9 protein-coding genes are annotated in these 15,043 nt (G+C 66.0%); 4 read left to right on the plus strand and 5 right to left on the minus strand.

Features of this window, described 5'->3' with window-relative positions; all coding sequences use genetic code 11:
• The first annotated feature begins 107 nt into the window (after nt 1-107).
• Complete coding sequence (locus HT136_RS13820; protein WP_214200383.1) at nt 108-1,166, plus strand: DNA topoisomerase IB; 1,059 nt, start codon at nt 108-110, stop codon at nt 1,164-1,166.
• Nucleotides 1,167-1,220: 54 nt separating this feature from the next.
• Here the strand turns inward: HT136_RS13820 and HT136_RS13825 are convergent, their stop codons facing one another.
• The gene (locus HT136_RS13825) at nt 1,221-3,788 is read right to left on the minus strand and encodes an HWE histidine kinase domain-containing protein (protein WP_214200384.1); all 2,568 of its coding nucleotides are present in this window, start codon (nt 3,786-3,788) and stop codon (nt 1,221-1,223) included.
• Nucleotides 3,781-4,383: a biliverdin-producing heme oxygenase gene (locus HT136_RS13830; RefSeq protein ID WP_214200385.1), complete on the minus strand. Its 603-nt coding sequence runs from the start codon at nt 4,381-4,383 to the stop codon at nt 3,781-3,783. Before HT136_RS13830 ends, HT136_RS13825 begins: the two co-directional genes overlap by 8 nt.
• A gap of 313 nt (nt 4,384-4,696) precedes the next feature.
• Here HT136_RS13830 and HT136_RS13835 point away from each other — a divergent pair, with 313 nt between their 5' ends.
• On the plus strand, nt 4,697-5,410 hold the full coding sequence (locus HT136_RS13835; RefSeq protein WP_246543700.1) for a Crp/Fnr family transcriptional regulator: 714 nt from the start codon (nt 4,697-4,699) through the stop codon (nt 5,408-5,410).
• A gap of 130 nt (nt 5,411-5,540) precedes the next feature.
• Here the strand turns inward: HT136_RS13835 and HT136_RS13840 are convergent, their stop codons facing one another.
• From HT136_RS13840 to HT136_RS13850, 3 genes are all read right to left on the minus strand, one after another.
• Complete coding sequence (locus HT136_RS13840; RefSeq protein ID WP_246543701.1) at nt 5,541-8,939, minus strand: autotransporter domain-containing protein; 3,399 nt, start codon at nt 8,937-8,939, stop codon at nt 5,541-5,543.
• Nucleotides 8,940-9,315: 376 nt separating this feature from the next.
• On the minus strand, nt 9,316-11,565 hold the full coding sequence (katG, locus tag HT136_RS13845; protein WP_214200387.1) for a catalase/peroxidase HPI: 2,250 nt from the start codon (nt 11,563-11,565) through the stop codon (nt 9,316-9,318).
• A gap of 203 nt (nt 11,566-11,768) precedes the next feature.
• Nucleotides 11,769-12,047 carry a metal-sensitive transcriptional regulator gene (locus tag HT136_RS13850; protein ID WP_214200388.1) on the minus strand — a complete coding sequence of 93 codons (279 nt, stop codon included), beginning with the start codon at nt 12,045-12,047 and terminating at the stop codon, nt 11,769-11,771.
• A gap of 52 nt (nt 12,048-12,099) precedes the next feature.
• On the opposite strand from HT136_RS13850, the gene HT136_RS13855 reads away from it, so the two are divergent.
• Both HT136_RS13855 and HT136_RS13860 read left to right on the plus strand, forming a co-directional pair.
• Entirely contained in the window at nt 12,100-13,998 is a 1,899-nt protein-coding gene (locus tag HT136_RS13855) for a copper resistance system multicopper oxidase (protein WP_214200389.1), read from the plus strand.
• The gene (locus tag HT136_RS13860; RefSeq protein ID WP_214200390.1) at nt 13,998-14,981 is read left to right on the plus strand and encodes a copper resistance protein B; all 984 of its coding nucleotides are present in this window, start codon (nt 13,998-14,000) and stop codon (nt 14,979-14,981) included. The genes HT136_RS13855 and HT136_RS13860 overlap by 1 nt, the downstream gene beginning before the upstream one ends.
• Nucleotides 14,982-15,043: the final 62 nt, after the last annotated feature.

A 15,043-nucleotide genomic window follows, 5' to 3' on the forward strand; every position in this document is an offset into this window, starting at 1 on the left:
TGTGCTGTCGTTTGATGAACAAACGGACAGGAGCCGGTTTGGTTTCCCGAAACCGGGCATGAATTTTTTGCAGGCACTCAAAGCTCCGCAGCGCGTTTTCGCAAGGCATGACATCACTTTCGCCAACGCCAGGCCCGTGCCCTGGATTACGCTACGCCGACTGTTCGCGGCCCGGCATCTCGCGCCGCTCGATTGCGGACAAGGGAGCGGGCGAGGGGGCGGGCAAGGGAGCGGGAGAGGCCTCCTTCGCGTGGCACTACATCGCGGCGGACGGCAAGCGCATCCGCCGCAAGCTGGAGATTGCGCGGCTCGATGCGATCGCGCTGCCACCGGCCTACACGCACTGCTGGTTCTCGCCCGATCCTGACGTGCATATCCTTGCCACCGGGCTCGATGCGCGGGGACGCAAGCAGTACCGTTACCATCCCGAGTGGCGCAGCCACCGCGATGCACGCAAGTTCGAGGATTGCCTTGCCTTCGGGGCGGCGCTCCCGGCTCTACGCGCGCAAGTGGCAGAGGACCTTGCCGGGCGCGGCCTGCACCGCCACCGGGTGATCGCCTCGGTCGTGGCGCTGCTCGATACCGGGGCGATCCGGGTGGGAAACGAACGCTACGCGCGCGAGAACCGCAGTTTTGGCGCAACGACGCTGCGCCAGCGTCACGCCCGGATCGAGAAGGGACATCTGCTGCTCCACTTCAAGGGAAAGTCGGGGCGCACGCGCACGATCGATTGCACCGACCCGGTGCTGGTGCGCTGCGTGCGGCGCATGCAGGATCTGCCCGGGCAGCATCTCTTCCAGTACCGCGACGCGGAAGGGGCCGTGCATCCGGTGCACAGCCACGACGTCAACGACTATCTTGGCGAAGCGATGGGCGCGGCGTTCACCGCCAAGCAGTTTCGCACCTTCACCGCCAGCGCCATGGCCTTCGCCCGCTTCTGGCACGATCGTGAGGTAACGCTGGGCGAGGTCTTGCGCGAGGTGGCCGAGCAACTCGGCAACACCCCCGCCGTCGCGCGCACGTCCTACGTGCACCCTTCCGTGATAGCGGCGGTCAAGGGCGAGATCACGCCTGCAGGGGGCGTCCACCTGCCGCGCAAGACGCGCTGGATGACGCGCGAGGAACGCGGCTTCCTGGCGTTTCTCCAGGGGCTGCCCGATAGCTGAGCTTGCGTGCCGCGCGAAAGGTCGGGGATCGGCCCCGACCTTTCGCGCATGGTTTCAGTAGCGGTTGGCGGTCGCGCGCGCGATCGCAGAGCGTACGTCGCGTTCGCCATAGGGCTTGGTCACCACCGGTACGCCGGTGAAGTTGCCCTCGGGCAATGTCCGCTCACCATAGCCACTGGCGAAGATGAAGGGGATGCCACGCTCGCGCAGGGCTTCGGCGATCGGAGCGCTGGTCTCCTTGCCGAGGTTGATGTCGAGCATGGCGAAGGCAATCTCGCAGCTGTCCACCACGTCGAGTGCGCTCGGTACCGAGCCGGCGACGCGGCAATCGGTGAAGCCGCAGGCACGCAGGTAGTCCTCCGCCTCCATCGCGATGATGACGTTGTCCTCGACGATCAACGCGACGCCTTCGGGCAGGCGTTCGCTCATGTCGGTCCCCTCCGGCACCTCGATCACACCCTGGCGCGGGTCGGCACCCGGGGTCTCGAAAGTGGCAATGTGCTCCTGCGGGATCAGGAAGAAGGCCTGGAGACCATCCCTGGGGAAGATCACCGAGGCGCTGCCGCCCAGTTCGTGGGGGATCGTGCGCTCGATGATGGTCGAACCGAAGCCGCGCCGGGTGGGGGCGACGACCGGCGGGCCGCCTTCCTCGCGCCAGTCGATCTCGAGCCCGCCGTCTTCGCTGCGCCCGAGCGTGACGTTGACCTGCCCGCCGGTGTCGGAGAGCGCACCGTACTTGCACGAATTGGTCATCAATTCGTGGATGACGAGCGCGAGCGTGGTGAAGGCGCTCGGTGCGATCAGCGCATCGGGGCCCTCGAGCACGACGCGGTCGAGGCTGTCGCTGGCGTAGGCCGCGGTTTCGGTGCGGATCAGGTCGTAGAGCGAGGAGGGGCGCCAGTCCTTCTCGGTGACCTGGTCGTGCGCCCGAGCGAGCGCGTGGATACGGCTGCCGACGATCTCGGCGAATTCGTCGATGGTATTTGCGCCATCCTTGCTCTGCGAGACGAGCCCGCGGATGAGGTTGAGGATGTTGCGCACGCGGTGGTTGAGTTCGGCGATCAGCATGTCCTGCTGCTGGCTCGCCTGCTCGCGCTGGGCGTGGGCGGCATCGGACATGCGCAGGACCACCTCGAGCAGTGTGATGCGCAGCGATTCCGCCGCGGTCGTCTCTTCGTCGGTCCAGGGGCGCGAGTAGCCGCGCCGCTCTTCCTTCCAGATCTCGAAGCTCTTGCGCGGGGTAAGGCGGGCGCCGTTGGGGCCCAGCTCGACCGACTTCTCGGGATTGCCGGCCCACTTGACCTCGCGCAGCTGCTCCTTGCGGAACAGGACGATGTAGTCGCGCGGGGAGCGGCTGACGGGAAGCGCCATCACGCCCACCGCCTTGTCTTCCCACTCGCGCGAGGGTTCGAAGATGGTGCCGATGGAATCGGTCGCCCACACCGTGCTGGCCCCTGCCGTGTTGAGGAAGCGGGCGAGCTGGCTGAACTGGGCGCGGGTGGGCGTGAGGCCATGGGCCATGAATTCACCGTCGACCCAGCCGATCGCACCGTCGAACTCGATCACCCGCCCGATCGATTCGCTGAAGTCGCCAAAGGCGTCGAGCAGCGAACCGCCGCCCGCGACCCGGCTCATGATCTCGTCGTGCAGCCGCATCGAATCGTCACGGCGTTCGAAGGCGGCGTCGCTCTCCTTCTGGTCGAGCAGGTAGGCGAAGAATTCGCCGAACAGCTCGCTCGCGGTGCGCACCGAATAGGACAGGCGCAGCGGGCTGTAGTGGTGGCAGGCCATGAGCCCCCACAGCTTGCCCCGGCGCATGATCGAGACCGACATCGAGGCCTTGACCCCCATGTTGCGCAAGTACTCGATGTGGATCGGCGAGACCGCGCGCAGGCCCGACATCGAGAGGTCGAGCGGATCGCCGGTGGGGCCCGTCGCCGGGATCACCGGAATGGTGGGATCATCGACGTCCGAGATGATCCGCAGCAGGTTGCGAGTATAGAGCCGGCGCGCCTGCTTGGGAATGTCCGAGGCGGGAAAGTGCAGCCCCTTGAAGCTGTCGACGAGGCCGTTGAGGCTTTCGGCGATGACCTCGCCCGCGCCGTCGTCGGAGAAGCGGTAGACCATGACCCGGTCGAACCCGGTGAGGCCGCGCAAGTGGCGCGCGGCGCTCGCGCAGAGACGCTCGGTGGTTTCGCTTTGGCGCATGCGCTCGATCATCGGGCGCACGTAGGACACGAAGTCGCGCCGACGGCCGCTCTCGTGCTCCTCGATTTCGACCACGAAGCTGCGACCCGAGGTGTGCACCGCAAGATCGAACAGCCGTCCGTCGGCGAGCAGGTCGACTTCGAAGATGCGTTCGACCGACTGCGCCGTACCCAGGATCTGCAGGCGGCTGCGAATGTCGTGCATGGCGCTGGGCGACAGGAACTGCGTGGCGTTGAGGCCGATGAGGTCGCGTGCGGGCTGGCCGAACAGATTCTCGCAGTTGACCGAGGCGTGGTTGATGATCCAGTCGCTCGAGAACGAGAGCAGCCAGCCGAAACTCTGGATGCGGCCAATAATGTGGATCGGTTCGAGATCGCAGGTCGTCAGGTCGACCTGGTGCATGTCTTCAGCCATCGGTGTACGGAAGCTCCCATTTCGTACCGACGGCGAAGGCGGCCTCGAAGTGTTCAAAGGTTGCAAGGGCAGCGGCTTCCACACCCGCCGCTTCGGTGGCGCCGAAGGTCCGCGAGCGGATCCAGGTGCCGAACTGCTTCCATACCGCGTGGCCGGTATCGTCTTCCATGTAGCGCGAAGGAATTCCCGCCTCGCGGCCAGCATAGCCCTGGGCACGGATCACCGCGTTGCCGAGCCGCGATCCGGCGATGACGTAGCACACGCCCGCCGCGCCACCGGGCGCGCGAATCGCCTCGGCCGCGTCGAGCGCGGGAAGACGTGCGGTCGGGTGGCCCCGCTCGGCGAGGTCGGCGGCGAGCATGGAGGAGAAGTCGGGGGCGGGCATGTCCAGTTCTTCGGCCACGAAGCGGGCGAAGACCGGCTGGACGGCTTGCAAGGCAATGGCATGGGCGACGAGAAAACGGGCGCAATCGTCCCGGCGGGTCAGATCGAGCGCGCCGAAAGCCTCGTCGAGCCTCTCGTGGGACGCCCGGGTGACGGCCCGCAAGCGGTGCAACAACCCGGAGTCTTCCCTGCCTGTCTTCATGCTGTCCATTCGCGTTCGATTAATAGAACCACAATCAATTGCAAGAACGACGCCGCGCCCACGGGATATGTCCCGCGCGTTCGTCGAACCTGCCACGATTGCAACGCCGCCTCGGGGCGAATGTTCCTCAGTCACGCTTTAGCAGTGTGGCGGGGGCCTGTCTGTCCAATAGTGCACGCAACTCGACGGTGTGCGCCGAACGAGGTGCCCAAGAGGACGAAGCGCTCGGATTTGCGGGGAACTTGTCGGCACTCCCCTTGTTTCACGCAGGTAGGCAAATGATGGAAAAGGCGCTGCGGCGTCGGGAATCTTGATGGACGCAATGGCCCTGGACAGACACAACGATCTCCTCGAACGGCTCGAGGAGGCCGATCGACGCCTGCTCGGGCACAAGCTCGAGGATGTTACCCTGGAAGCCGGTTCGGTGATCTACCAACCGGGAAACACCATCGATTACTGCTATTTTCCCATGGGGGCGGCGCTCTGTTCGTTTTTCGTGGAGATGGACGAAGGAATCGCGGTCGAGACGATCCTGGTCGGACGCGAAGGCGCTTTGGGCGGCGTGGTGAGCCACGGCAACCTGCCCGCCTTCGCACGCGCCAACGTGCTGCACGGTGGCCTCTTCCGTCGCATGGCCTTGCGCGATCTCGAGGAGATCAAGCGCGGCAATCCGGCGGTCGCCCATCTCCTGTCACGCTATGCCGATTGCATGATGGCGCAAGTCTTCCAGTCGATCGCGTGCAACGCGGTCCACACGATCGAACAGCGCGCGGCCAAGTGGCTCGTCGCCGCGGTGGATCGCATGGGGCGCCCGAGCGTGACGATGACGCAGGAGCAGCTCGCCTCGATGATGGGGGTGGGCCGCAGTTACGCCAGCCGTGTCCTCCAGCGCTTCAAGCGCGACGGGCTGCTGCGCACGCGCCGCGGAGCCATCGAGGTGATCAACCGGGAAGGGCTTTCCGAGCGGGCCTGTTCGTGCAACGACCATGTCAACGGCCATTTCAAGCGAGTGCTCGGCGGCCTCTACGAGGCCTGACGGCTCGTCTTCCCGAGCAATCCCAAAACCAGTCAGGACGCGCGAGGCCCACGGGCTTCGCGCGTCGTGTTTTTTCGCACCGCCCCCGGATGTACTCGGCAGACATCCGGCGACGGTGCGAAAGAGAGTGTCAGAATGTCACCGTCACGGCGCCGCGGTAGGACTGGTAGCTGAGATCGTCGCGCCAGACGGTCGTCTCGGCGTGAAGCGAGAAGGCCACTTTGCCGCCGGTCGTGATGCCCACGCCCACTTCGCCCCAGTCCTGGTCGTCACCGGGCAGCGCAAAGCCGACCCCGGAGCCGAGACCGCCGACGAAGTTGGCGGTGAAGAAACCGGGCTTGTCCTCGAAGTCGTGCACGTAAGTGGCCTCGAGGTAGGGCTTGATCGCGCCGCTGCCGGCAAGGCGCGCCCCGGCGCGGCCCTGAATGCTGCGGTAATCCTGCATTTCGTACTGCAAGGCCGGGCCGCCGCCGCGCTCGGCGGTGCGGGTGAAGTCGATCCGGTTGGCGCGGAAAGCGAGGCGCGGGGTCAGGCTGAATGAGCTTCCCATGCCGAGCATCTGGCTCACGCCGACCTCGGTGTTGATCACGAGCGGCGCGTCCTTGGCGCGCAGTGTCCACTCGCTCGCGCCGATCGAGACTTCGCGCTTGGTGTCGAAGTCCCAGAAGCCGCCGCTCGCCTGGAAGTCGAAGCCGAAGCCGCTCTCCATGCGTGTGCCGCCGTAGAGATTGACCTGGAACATGTCGCCATCGACCGAGCGCGACGGATAGCCGGGCTCGCCCTCCATCCGGGTGTAGGAAAGCGCCATGCCGATGAAGCCGGTATCGCCGTCCGAGATCTCGAGGCCGCCAGCGAGGTAGTAGCCGTGGAACTTGTCGCCTGCGTAAGGCGTGGCGGTGGGAGTGCCGTCGCTCTTGCCGTCGATGTAGCCGCCAGCGACAAAGCCGGTCATGGTGTCGGGCAAGGCACCGGAAACGACCGATTCCGGGGTGGCTCCCATCCCCTCGACACTCGGATCCACGCCAGTGTTGCTGGTGTCGAACACCGCCATCGTGCCGCTGGGGTTGCCGTAGTAGGCGAGTGTTCCGCCCTCGACGCCCGCCGTGACGGTGGCGATGCGATCGCGGATGAAGCGCGCGTTGGTGTCGAGCGCGGCGGTGGCCATCGACTGGAGCAGGGGTTGCTCGCGCGGGGCCAGGCCCTCGAGCGTCGCCATGATGTCGTCTTCCCACATCATGTCGAGCGGACCGTAGACACCGGCGTACTGGTTGTAGAGCGAGCGGTTGCGGTCGAGCAGGCGGGCATAGGCGAATTGCACGGGCGAGGCCGTGTCGACGACGTCGGCGTAGAGACCGGCCTCGATGACGACGTCGACGCCGGTCGCGGTGTAGGTCAGCTCGGGGGTCAGGATCGCGCTGATCGCGTTCCAGCCGTCGAAGGTGCCCGAGATGCCGCCTTCGGCCGAGAGGATCGAGAAGCTGTCGCCATCTCGGATCATGGTGGTGGGGTTGAGGACGAGAAGGCCGCCCACGCTGGCCAGGCCATCGCCCGCGCCGGTGGCCTGGACCACGATGTGATCGGACAGGCCGCCCGAGGCGAGGTCGATGAGGGTGCTGGTGCCCGAGGCGAGAATGAGGTTGCCCTGGAACGTCAAGGTGCCGAGGGTGCCCACGCCGCCCGGCGCGATCACCCCGGCCACGCTGGTGAAGTAGGGCGCCGCGATCGTGCCCGAACCCTGCAGGCCGCCGGTCATCAGGAAATAGTCGCCGTTGGTGGCCAGCGTACCATCGACCCGGACCATGCCGGCGTACTGGTTGATCGACATGAGGCTGGTGAGCGAGGCGTCCTCGGTGATGTCGAGCGCGGCTCCGGTGCCGCTGATCGTGAGCCGATCGACCGTCACCGTGCTCGACAGCGTGGTCGTGCCGTCCTCTGTCAGCGTGACGTCGTAGTAGGCCGGCTTGGCGCCGGCGACTTCGGAATTGTCGGGTACGAAGTCGGACGCGCCGGGCAACCCGTTTTCGAGCGTGGGGTCGGGCAGCGCATAAGTCGAGCCACCCGCCTGCGCCGCGAGCTGCGCCGCGAAGTCGGAAACGGAGAGCGTCGCGCTGGCATCGCTCGCCGATCCGGCCGTGCCACCTGTCGGCTGGCCATCGACCAGGAATTCACCGGTTGCCATGTCGAGGCATTCGTCGGAGCCTCCCAGCTGGAAGCAGGCCTGGCCGAACGTGCCGGAGTTGCCGGTGGATCCCTCGCCGGCCGTGGTGGGCACGCCGTTCACCAGGTTGCCGTCGTCGTCGAGCACCATGTAGTTGGGATCGAGCGTGGTGACCCAGTGTTCGGGATCTTCCCAGGCGCCATCGCCGGCCTTGGCCGAGGCGTAGTGATAAGGGTTGTTGGCTGCGATCCAATCCCAGTAGAGGTAGAGCGGCTGGTAGAAGCTCGCAGTGCCGTAGCCATTGGCGGGCTGACCGTTGAAGAAGCGGGTGTAGCCTCCCGAGAGCACGCCGATCACGACCGAAATGTCGTAGGTGTCATCGAGGATCAGCGGACCGCCGGAATCGCCGCTGGCGGTGATGCCCTCATTCTCCAGGCCCTCGTCGCGCCAGGCGTTGAAGTCGTAGGGGCTGGTGCGGGTGGGGTCGTCGAAGTCGATCCAGTAGAGGTTCTGCGGGTAGGTCGTCGAATTGCTACCGAACAGGAAGTTCTCGAACTGATCGAGGCTGGCGAGCGCGCCCAGCATGTTCTCGGCCGAACGGCGACGGAAATCGACACCATAGGCCGAACCCGATGAGGCCGAGCCATTGCGGCCGTAACCGGTGATGGTGACGTGGTAGCCGGTGCCGTCATCGCCGATCGCGCCAGGGTCGGGCAGGGGCGAGAACATCAGCGCCCAGGTCGGCACGTCGGCCGCGGGCGTGTCGAGCGAGGCCATCGCGACATCGCCATAGAGGAACGAGGCCGCCTCGGGTTCGAGCGAAGCCGGGTTATAGGTCACCCAGTTGCCGTTGTAGAACGCGGCCGAGGTGTCGGTCTGGTTGCCGCCGAAGTACCAGTTGAGAAGGCCAGCGTAGTTGTCGTTCGAGAAGCCGAAGCCAATCGGCTTGCCTCCCGAGGCGGAGCCGTAGGCGCTGCCGGGCTCGTCGTTGACGCAGTGCGCGGCGAAGATGACCGTGCGCGGATTGATCAGCGTGGCCGTGCACAGGCCGATGAAGCCGTTCTGCTGGTCGACGATCATCTGGCCAACGCCATTGACGTCGACGGGGTCGAGGCTGCTCGTGCTGTCCCCCGGGTCGGCGATCACGATCTGCGGATCAGGAGCGATCGAACTCACGCGCGACTGGCTTTCGGCCATGGACGACGTGGAAACGCTGATGTCCGAACCGGCCTGCGCGGAGAGCCAGTCTCCGGAGGGGCTGGTATCGTCCTGGGCCAGCGCGGGTGTGGCGAGCAGGGCGAGTGGAGCGACCGAACCGAGCAGGAGCCGGCGTGTCGCCATGGTACGCGTGGTGTCTTCAGCAATCCTCATAAGTGCCCCGTCATTTTCTGCGCGAGCACCATCGGGCGCAGCCCTTCGCAAGGCCGCGTTCTGTCGGGCACCCGCTGATTTTTCGAACCCTCCCGTCGCATGGGAGGGGCCGCCGCCAAAATTTGCGATGTGATCCACGCGGGATCGCAGAGCAAGGCGCGAACTTTCGTGACGAGGCGGAATTGTTCAAGCGGCTTGAAAGTATCGGATAAGTATTTTTATCGAGGTGTTACATTTTTGTCATCGCCGGTTCCCGCAAGTCTGCGCAGTGCGGGAGGTGCGGGTTGAATGGGAAGGGCGGATCTCGCAATCGAGACCCGCCCCTATTTCTGACACTACTTGTAACTTGCTGTGGAACTTGTAACTTGCTGTGGAGTTAGTAGCGGTCGGCGTTCATCACCTTGGTCCAGGCCGCGACGAAGTCCTTGGCGAAGAGGTCCTGCGCGTCCGCCGAGGCGTAGACTTCGGCAACTGCACGCAGTTCCGAGTTCGAACCGTAGATGAGGTCGACCGGGGTGGCGGTCCACTTCGCGGCGCCGGTGGTGCGGTCCTTGCCCTCATAGACGCCTGGATTGGCGCCCTTCGACCAGACCGTGTCCATCGTCAGCAGGTTGACGAAGAAGTCGTTGGTCAACTGGCCCGGACGGCTGGTGAGGATGCCTGCCTTCGCGCCGCCGGCATTGGCGCCAAGCGCGCGCATGCCGCCAACCAGCACGGTCATCTCGGGCACGGTCAGGCCCAGCATGTCGGCCTTGTCGACCATCGCCTCGGCCGGAGCGTAGTTGGCGCCTTCGCGGTAATAGTTGCGGAAGGCGTCGGCCTTGGGCTCGAGGTAGGCGAACGAGGCCGGGTCGGTCTGCGCGGCCGTGGCATCGACGCGGCCGGGGGTGAAGGGCACCGCGACCGGGTGGCCGGCGTCGCGCGCGGCCTTTTCGATCGCCGCCGAGCCGCCCAGCACGATGAGGTCGGCCATCGAGATCGGCTTGCCCGCCTTGGCGCTGGCGGCCTGGACCTGCGTCAGCTTGGCGAGCACCATCTTGAGTTCGGCCGGATCGTTGACCGCCCAGTTCGTTTGCGGATCGAGTCGCAGGCGCGCGCCGTTGGCCCCGCCGCGCATGTCGGTGTCGCGGAAGGTCGAGGCCGAGGCCCAGGCCGTACGCACCAGCTGCGGAACGGTCAGGCCCGAGGCCAGGATCTGGCCCTTGAGCGCCTGTGCGTCGGCCGCGCTGATCGGCGCGAAACTCGCCTTGGGCAGCGGGTCCTGCCAGGTGAAGGTTTCGCCCGGGATGTCGGCGCCGAGGTAGCGGGCCTGCGGGCCGAGATCACGGTGGGTCAGCTTGAACCAGGCGCGCGCGAAGGCCTTGGCGAAGAGCGTGGGATCCTTCTGCCACGAGACGAGAATTGCGCGGAACTTGGGGTCTTCCTTCAGCGCGATGTCGGTGGTGAACATGATCGGCGCGTGGAACTTGCCCTCGACGTGCGCGTCGGGGACGAGGTTCGCCGCCGCCGGATCGGTCGGAATCCACTGCGTGGCGCCAGCCGGGCTCTTGGTCTTCACCCAGTCGAAATTCATCAGGTTGTCGACGTATTGCGTGGTGAACTGCGTGGGAGCGGCCGACCAGGCGCCTTCGAGGCCCGAAGTGATGGTATCCTCGGCGTTGCCTTTGCCGCATTTGTTCTTCCAGCCCAGGCCCTGGCTCTCGATCCCGGCCGCAGTGGGCTCGGCGCCCATGCATTCCTCGGGCTTGTGCGCGCCGTGCGCCTTGCCGAAGGTGTGTCCGCCGGCGATCAGCGCCAGCGTTTCCTCGTCGTCCATCGCCATGTTGCCGAAGGCGCGGCGGATGTCGGCCGCAGCCGAGACGGGATCATGGTTGCCGTTGGGGCCTTCCGGGTTGACGTAGATGAGGCCCATCTGCGTGGCGGCGAGCGAACCCTTGAGGTTGCCCTTTGCGTCGCGGCGGGCGTCGGTCATCATCTTGGCCTCGGGGCCCCAGAAGACGATGTCGGGTTGCCATGCATCCACGCGGCCACCAGCGAAGCCGAGCGTCTTGAAGCCCATGTCCTCGAGCGCCACCGTGCCCGAGAGCACCATCAGGTCGCCCCACGAGAGCTTGCGTCCGTACTTCTGCTTGATCGGCCAGACCAGGCGGCGGGCCTTGTCGAGGCTGACGTTGTCGGGCCAGGAGTTGAGCGGGTCGAAGCGCTGCTCGCCGCCGTCCGAACCGCCGCGGCCATCGCCCACGCGGTAGGTGCCGGCCGAGTGCCAGGCCATGCGGATGAAGAACGGGCCGTAGTTGCCGTAGTCGGCGGGCCACCAGGGCTGCGAGGTGTGCAGGACCTTGCGGATGTCTTCCTTGACGGCGGTGAGGTCGAGGCTCGCGAATTCCTTGGCGTAGTCGTAGTCGGCGCCATAGGGATTGGACATCGCCTCGTGCTGGCGCAGCTGCGTCAGGTCGAGGCGGTCGGGCCACCAGTCCTCGTTGGTCATGCCGCCGATCTTGGTGCGGACCGATGTGTCCTGCTCGGTGACGGTCTCGTTCTCGACCTTGGCGAAGGCCGGCGCGGCCGTGACGGAAAGCGCGGTTCCCAGCAGGAAGGCGCGGAAAGCTTGTTTTGTAGCGGGCATGATGCCTCTCCACCTGATTGCGACGAACGCTCAGCTGATCTGCGAGCGCCACTTGAGTACGCTGCAACCCTATGTGCACGAAAGCGCATTAGCCCGATAAGTGTGATCGGGAGAGGCGATGATTTCTCGAATGTTGCTGAAAAAGTGCGATTAATCCGGGGGTACGGCCGCCGCGAAATCAACTCTTTTTGCTGCGCCTCGGGCTATCGGCGCGTTCTTTCCATGAGATCGACGAGTTCGTTGAACTTGGCGCGCTGTTCGGCGGCATCGCCGCTGGCGATGGCCTCGCTCACGCAGCAGGCCGCGTGGTTCTTGAGGATCGCGCTTTCGGTGCGGGCCAGCGCCGACTTGATGGCCTGGACCTGGTGCAGGATATCGATGCAGTAGCGGCCCTGGGCCACCATTTGCGAGACGCCGCGCACCTGGCCTTCGATGCGGTTGAGGCGCTTGACGATGCGGTCGGTTTCGGTGTGGTCGTGCATCCATCTCATCCTTCTTGCAATACCCCAGGGGGGTATATAATCTAGGGGGATCATGCGACACAACCCTCCCGGATTTCGCCAGCCTTCTTCCTCCGGCCTCATCGCCGATCGCCGCGCCTTGCTGCGCGCCGGTGGCCTCCTCGCTGGGGCGCTGGCCGTGCCGGCCTGGGCGCGCGGGGCCGATATCGGCCATGGTGCAGGGGGGCACGGGGGCATGATTCGTGCCGGTTTCGACGAAGTGGCAGGACCGCAGGTCGATCTCGTGGTGGGGGAGGGGATGCGCCATGTCGAAGGGCGCAGCGGCCATGCCTTCGCCGTCAACGGCTCGGTGCCCGGGCCTTTGCTGCGCCTCAAGGAAGGTTCGCAGGTGCGCCTCGCCGTGCACAACCATACGCAGGAGGATACCTCGGTCCACTGGCACGGACTGCTCGTCCCCTTCCAGTACGACGGGGTGCCGGGCATCAGCTTTCCCGGCATCGCGCCGGGCGAGACGTTCGTCTCGGAATTCACCGTGCGCCAGGCGGGGACCTACTGGTGGCACAGCCATTCGGGCTTGCAGGAGCAGACCGGGCACTATGGCCCCATCGTGATCGATCCGGCCGGGGAGGACCCGGTCCGGGCGGACCGCGAATGCGTCCTCCTGTTGAGCGAGTTTACCCCGCTCCACCCGCACACGATCATGCAGAAGCTCAAGAAGGGCGAGGGCTACTTCAACTACCAGCAGACGACGTGGAGCGATGACTACCCGCTGAGCGGCGAGGAGCGGCGCCACTGGGCACGCATGCGCATGATGGCGACCGACATCCTCGACGTGACCGGGTCGACCTATACTTACCTCGCCAACGGTTTCGGCCCGCGCGAGGGGCTGGAACTCGCCTTCCGCCCCGGTGAACGGGTGCGCCTGCGCGTCATCAACGGCAGTGCGATGACGTTCTTCAATTTTCGCATTCCGGGGCTGAAGATGACCGTCGTGGCGGCCGATGGGCAGAACGTGGCGCCGGTCGCGGTCGACGAGTTCCAGATCGGCGTGGCCGAGACTTACGACGTGCTCGTCGAACCGGTGGGCGAGGCCTACGCGATCGTCGCGGAGGCGATGGACCGTTCGGGCATGGCGCTCGCCATGCTTGCGAGTCGCCCCGGTGCGCGCGCGCAAGTGCCGCCCTTGCGCGATCCGCCGCTGCTCACAATGAAGGACATGGGCATGAACATGGACCACGGCGCGATGGGCCATGACTCCATGGATATGGGCGGGATGGACCACGGCGCAATGGATCATGGCGCAATGGATCATGGCGCAATGGATCATGGCGCAATGGATCATGGCGCAATGGATCACGGTGCGATGGACCATGGCGCTATGGACATGCCGGAGATGGCGATGGGGCCGATGAAGATGCGCGACACCGCGCGCCTTCCCGATACCGTCAAGGTCGGCCCGGGCATCGACATGGTGGCGATGAACCCGGTGGATCGCATGGGCGATCCGGGGATCGGGCTCGCGAATGTCTATCACCGCGTCCTCACCTACCGCGACCTTGCCGCGCTCACGCCCGATCCCGATCCGCGGCAACCCTCGCGCAGCCTGGAAATCCACCTCACCGGCAACATGGAACGCTACATGTGGTCGTTCGACGGGCGCAAGTTCAACGCGGTCAGCGATCATCCGATCCGCTTTGCCTACAACGAGCGGGTGCGGGTCAAGCTGGTCAACGACACCATGATGGCGCACCCGATCCACTTGCACGGCCACTTCTTCGATCTCGTCAACGGTGCGCCCGCGGGACATGCCCCGCGCAAGCACACGCTCGTCGTCCAGCCCGGCGGCAGCGCGACCTTCGATCTCACCGCGAACGAGCCGGGGGACTGGGCCTTCCACTGTCATCTGCTCTACCACATGCACGCGGGGATGTTCCAGATCGTGACCGTCGCCGCGCCCGAGGGAGAGGCCTGATGCGTCGGCTCGCAAAAACGGCTTTTCTTGGCGCCGCGCTTCCCGCTCTCGCGCTGACGGCGACCAGCGCGCGTGCCCAGCACGAAGGGCACACGATGGACATGTCCGTCCAGGCGGACGAGCCCCAGGAGGATCCGTCGAGCCCTGGGGCCATGTCGGGGATGGATCACGCGACCATGGACCACGGCGCTATGGACCATTCGGCGATGGATCACGCGGCGATGGGCCATGCGGTGCCACCGGAAGGCCCGCCCCCGACCTCGGCTGGGACGGGACCGGCACGCGCGGCCGACGCGGTGTGGGGCGCCGATGCGATGGCCGCCAGCCGGGCCGAGCTCGTGCGGATGAACGGCGCCATGACGGTGACCTATTTCCAAGCCGACCGCATCGAATACCGCGCACATGCGGGCAAGGATGGCTACTTGTGGGACCTTCAGGGCTACTATGGCGGGGATACCGACAAGCTCTGGCTCAAGTCCGAAGGCGAAGGAAGCTTTGGTAACGCGCCCGAAAGCGCCGAGGTTCAGGCTCTCTACAGCCGCGCGATCGGGCCCTGGTTCGATCTGCAGGCGGGTGTCCGGCAGGACCTGACAGGACCCGACCGGACGTACGGCGTGATCGGCGTGCAGGGGCTCATGCCCTACCGTTTCGAAGTCGACGCGGCCGCCTTCGTGTCGAACCGGGGGGACGTTACCGCGCGGATCGAGGCCGAACTCGACCAGCGCGTGACGCAGCGTCTCGTGCTTCAGCCGCGCGGCGAGTTGAGCCTTGCCGCGCAGGACGTTCCCGAACTGGGCATCGGCGCGGGGCTTGACCGGATCGAGGCGGGGCTGCGCCTGCGCTACCAGGTCGCGCGCGAATTTGCGCCCTACATCGGGATCGAGCGTGAATGGCGCCTGGGCACCAGCGCGGACCTGGCGCGCGCTGCGGGCGAAAAGGCGGCCCAGACCAGCTTCGTGATCGGCCTGCGCGCCTGGCTTTAGGAGCGGGGCGCGAGCGAATTTCGCGCCTTGCGAGAGGCGCGGAAAGGGCCGGCCTGATCGCG

The organism is Novosphingobium profundi (assembly GCF_018491765.1).
GTDB lineage: Bacteria > Pseudomonadota > Alphaproteobacteria > Sphingomonadales > Sphingomonadaceae > Novosphingobium > Novosphingobium profundi.

Bases quoted from the DNA above. Each gene is read 5' to 3' on its own strand.
- HT136_RS13820 (WP_214200383.1), top strand. From the start codon at position 108: ATGACATCACTTTCGCCAACGCCAGGCCCGTGCCCTGGATTACGCTAC.
- HT136_RS13825 (WP_214200384.1), bottom strand. From the start codon at position 3,788: ATGGCTGAAGACATGCACCAGGTCGACCTGACGACCTGCGATCTCGAA.
- HT136_RS13830 (WP_214200385.1), bottom strand. From the start codon at position 4,383: ATGGACAGCATGAAGACAGGCAGGGAAGACTCCGGGTTGTTGCACCGC.
- HT136_RS13835 (WP_246543700.1), top strand. From the start codon at position 4,697: ATGGCCCTGGACAGACACAACGATCTCCTCGAACGGCTCGAGGAGGCC.
- HT136_RS13840 (WP_246543701.1), bottom strand. From the start codon at position 8,939: ATGAGGATTGCTGAAGACACCACGCGTACCATGGCGACACGCCGGCTC.
- katG (WP_214200387.1), bottom strand. From the start codon at position 11,565: ATGCCCGCTACAAAACAAGCTTTCCGCGCCTTCCTGCTGGGAACCGCG.
- HT136_RS13850 (WP_214200388.1), bottom strand. From the start codon at position 12,047: ATGCACGACCACACCGAAACCGACCGCATCGTCAAGCGCCTCAACCGC.
- HT136_RS13855 (WP_214200389.1), top strand. From the start codon at position 12,100: ATGCGACACAACCCTCCCGGATTTCGCCAGCCTTCTTCCTCCGGCCTC.
- HT136_RS13860 (WP_214200390.1), top strand. From the start codon at position 13,998: ATGCGTCGGCTCGCAAAAACGGCTTTTCTTGGCGCCGCGCTTCCCGCT.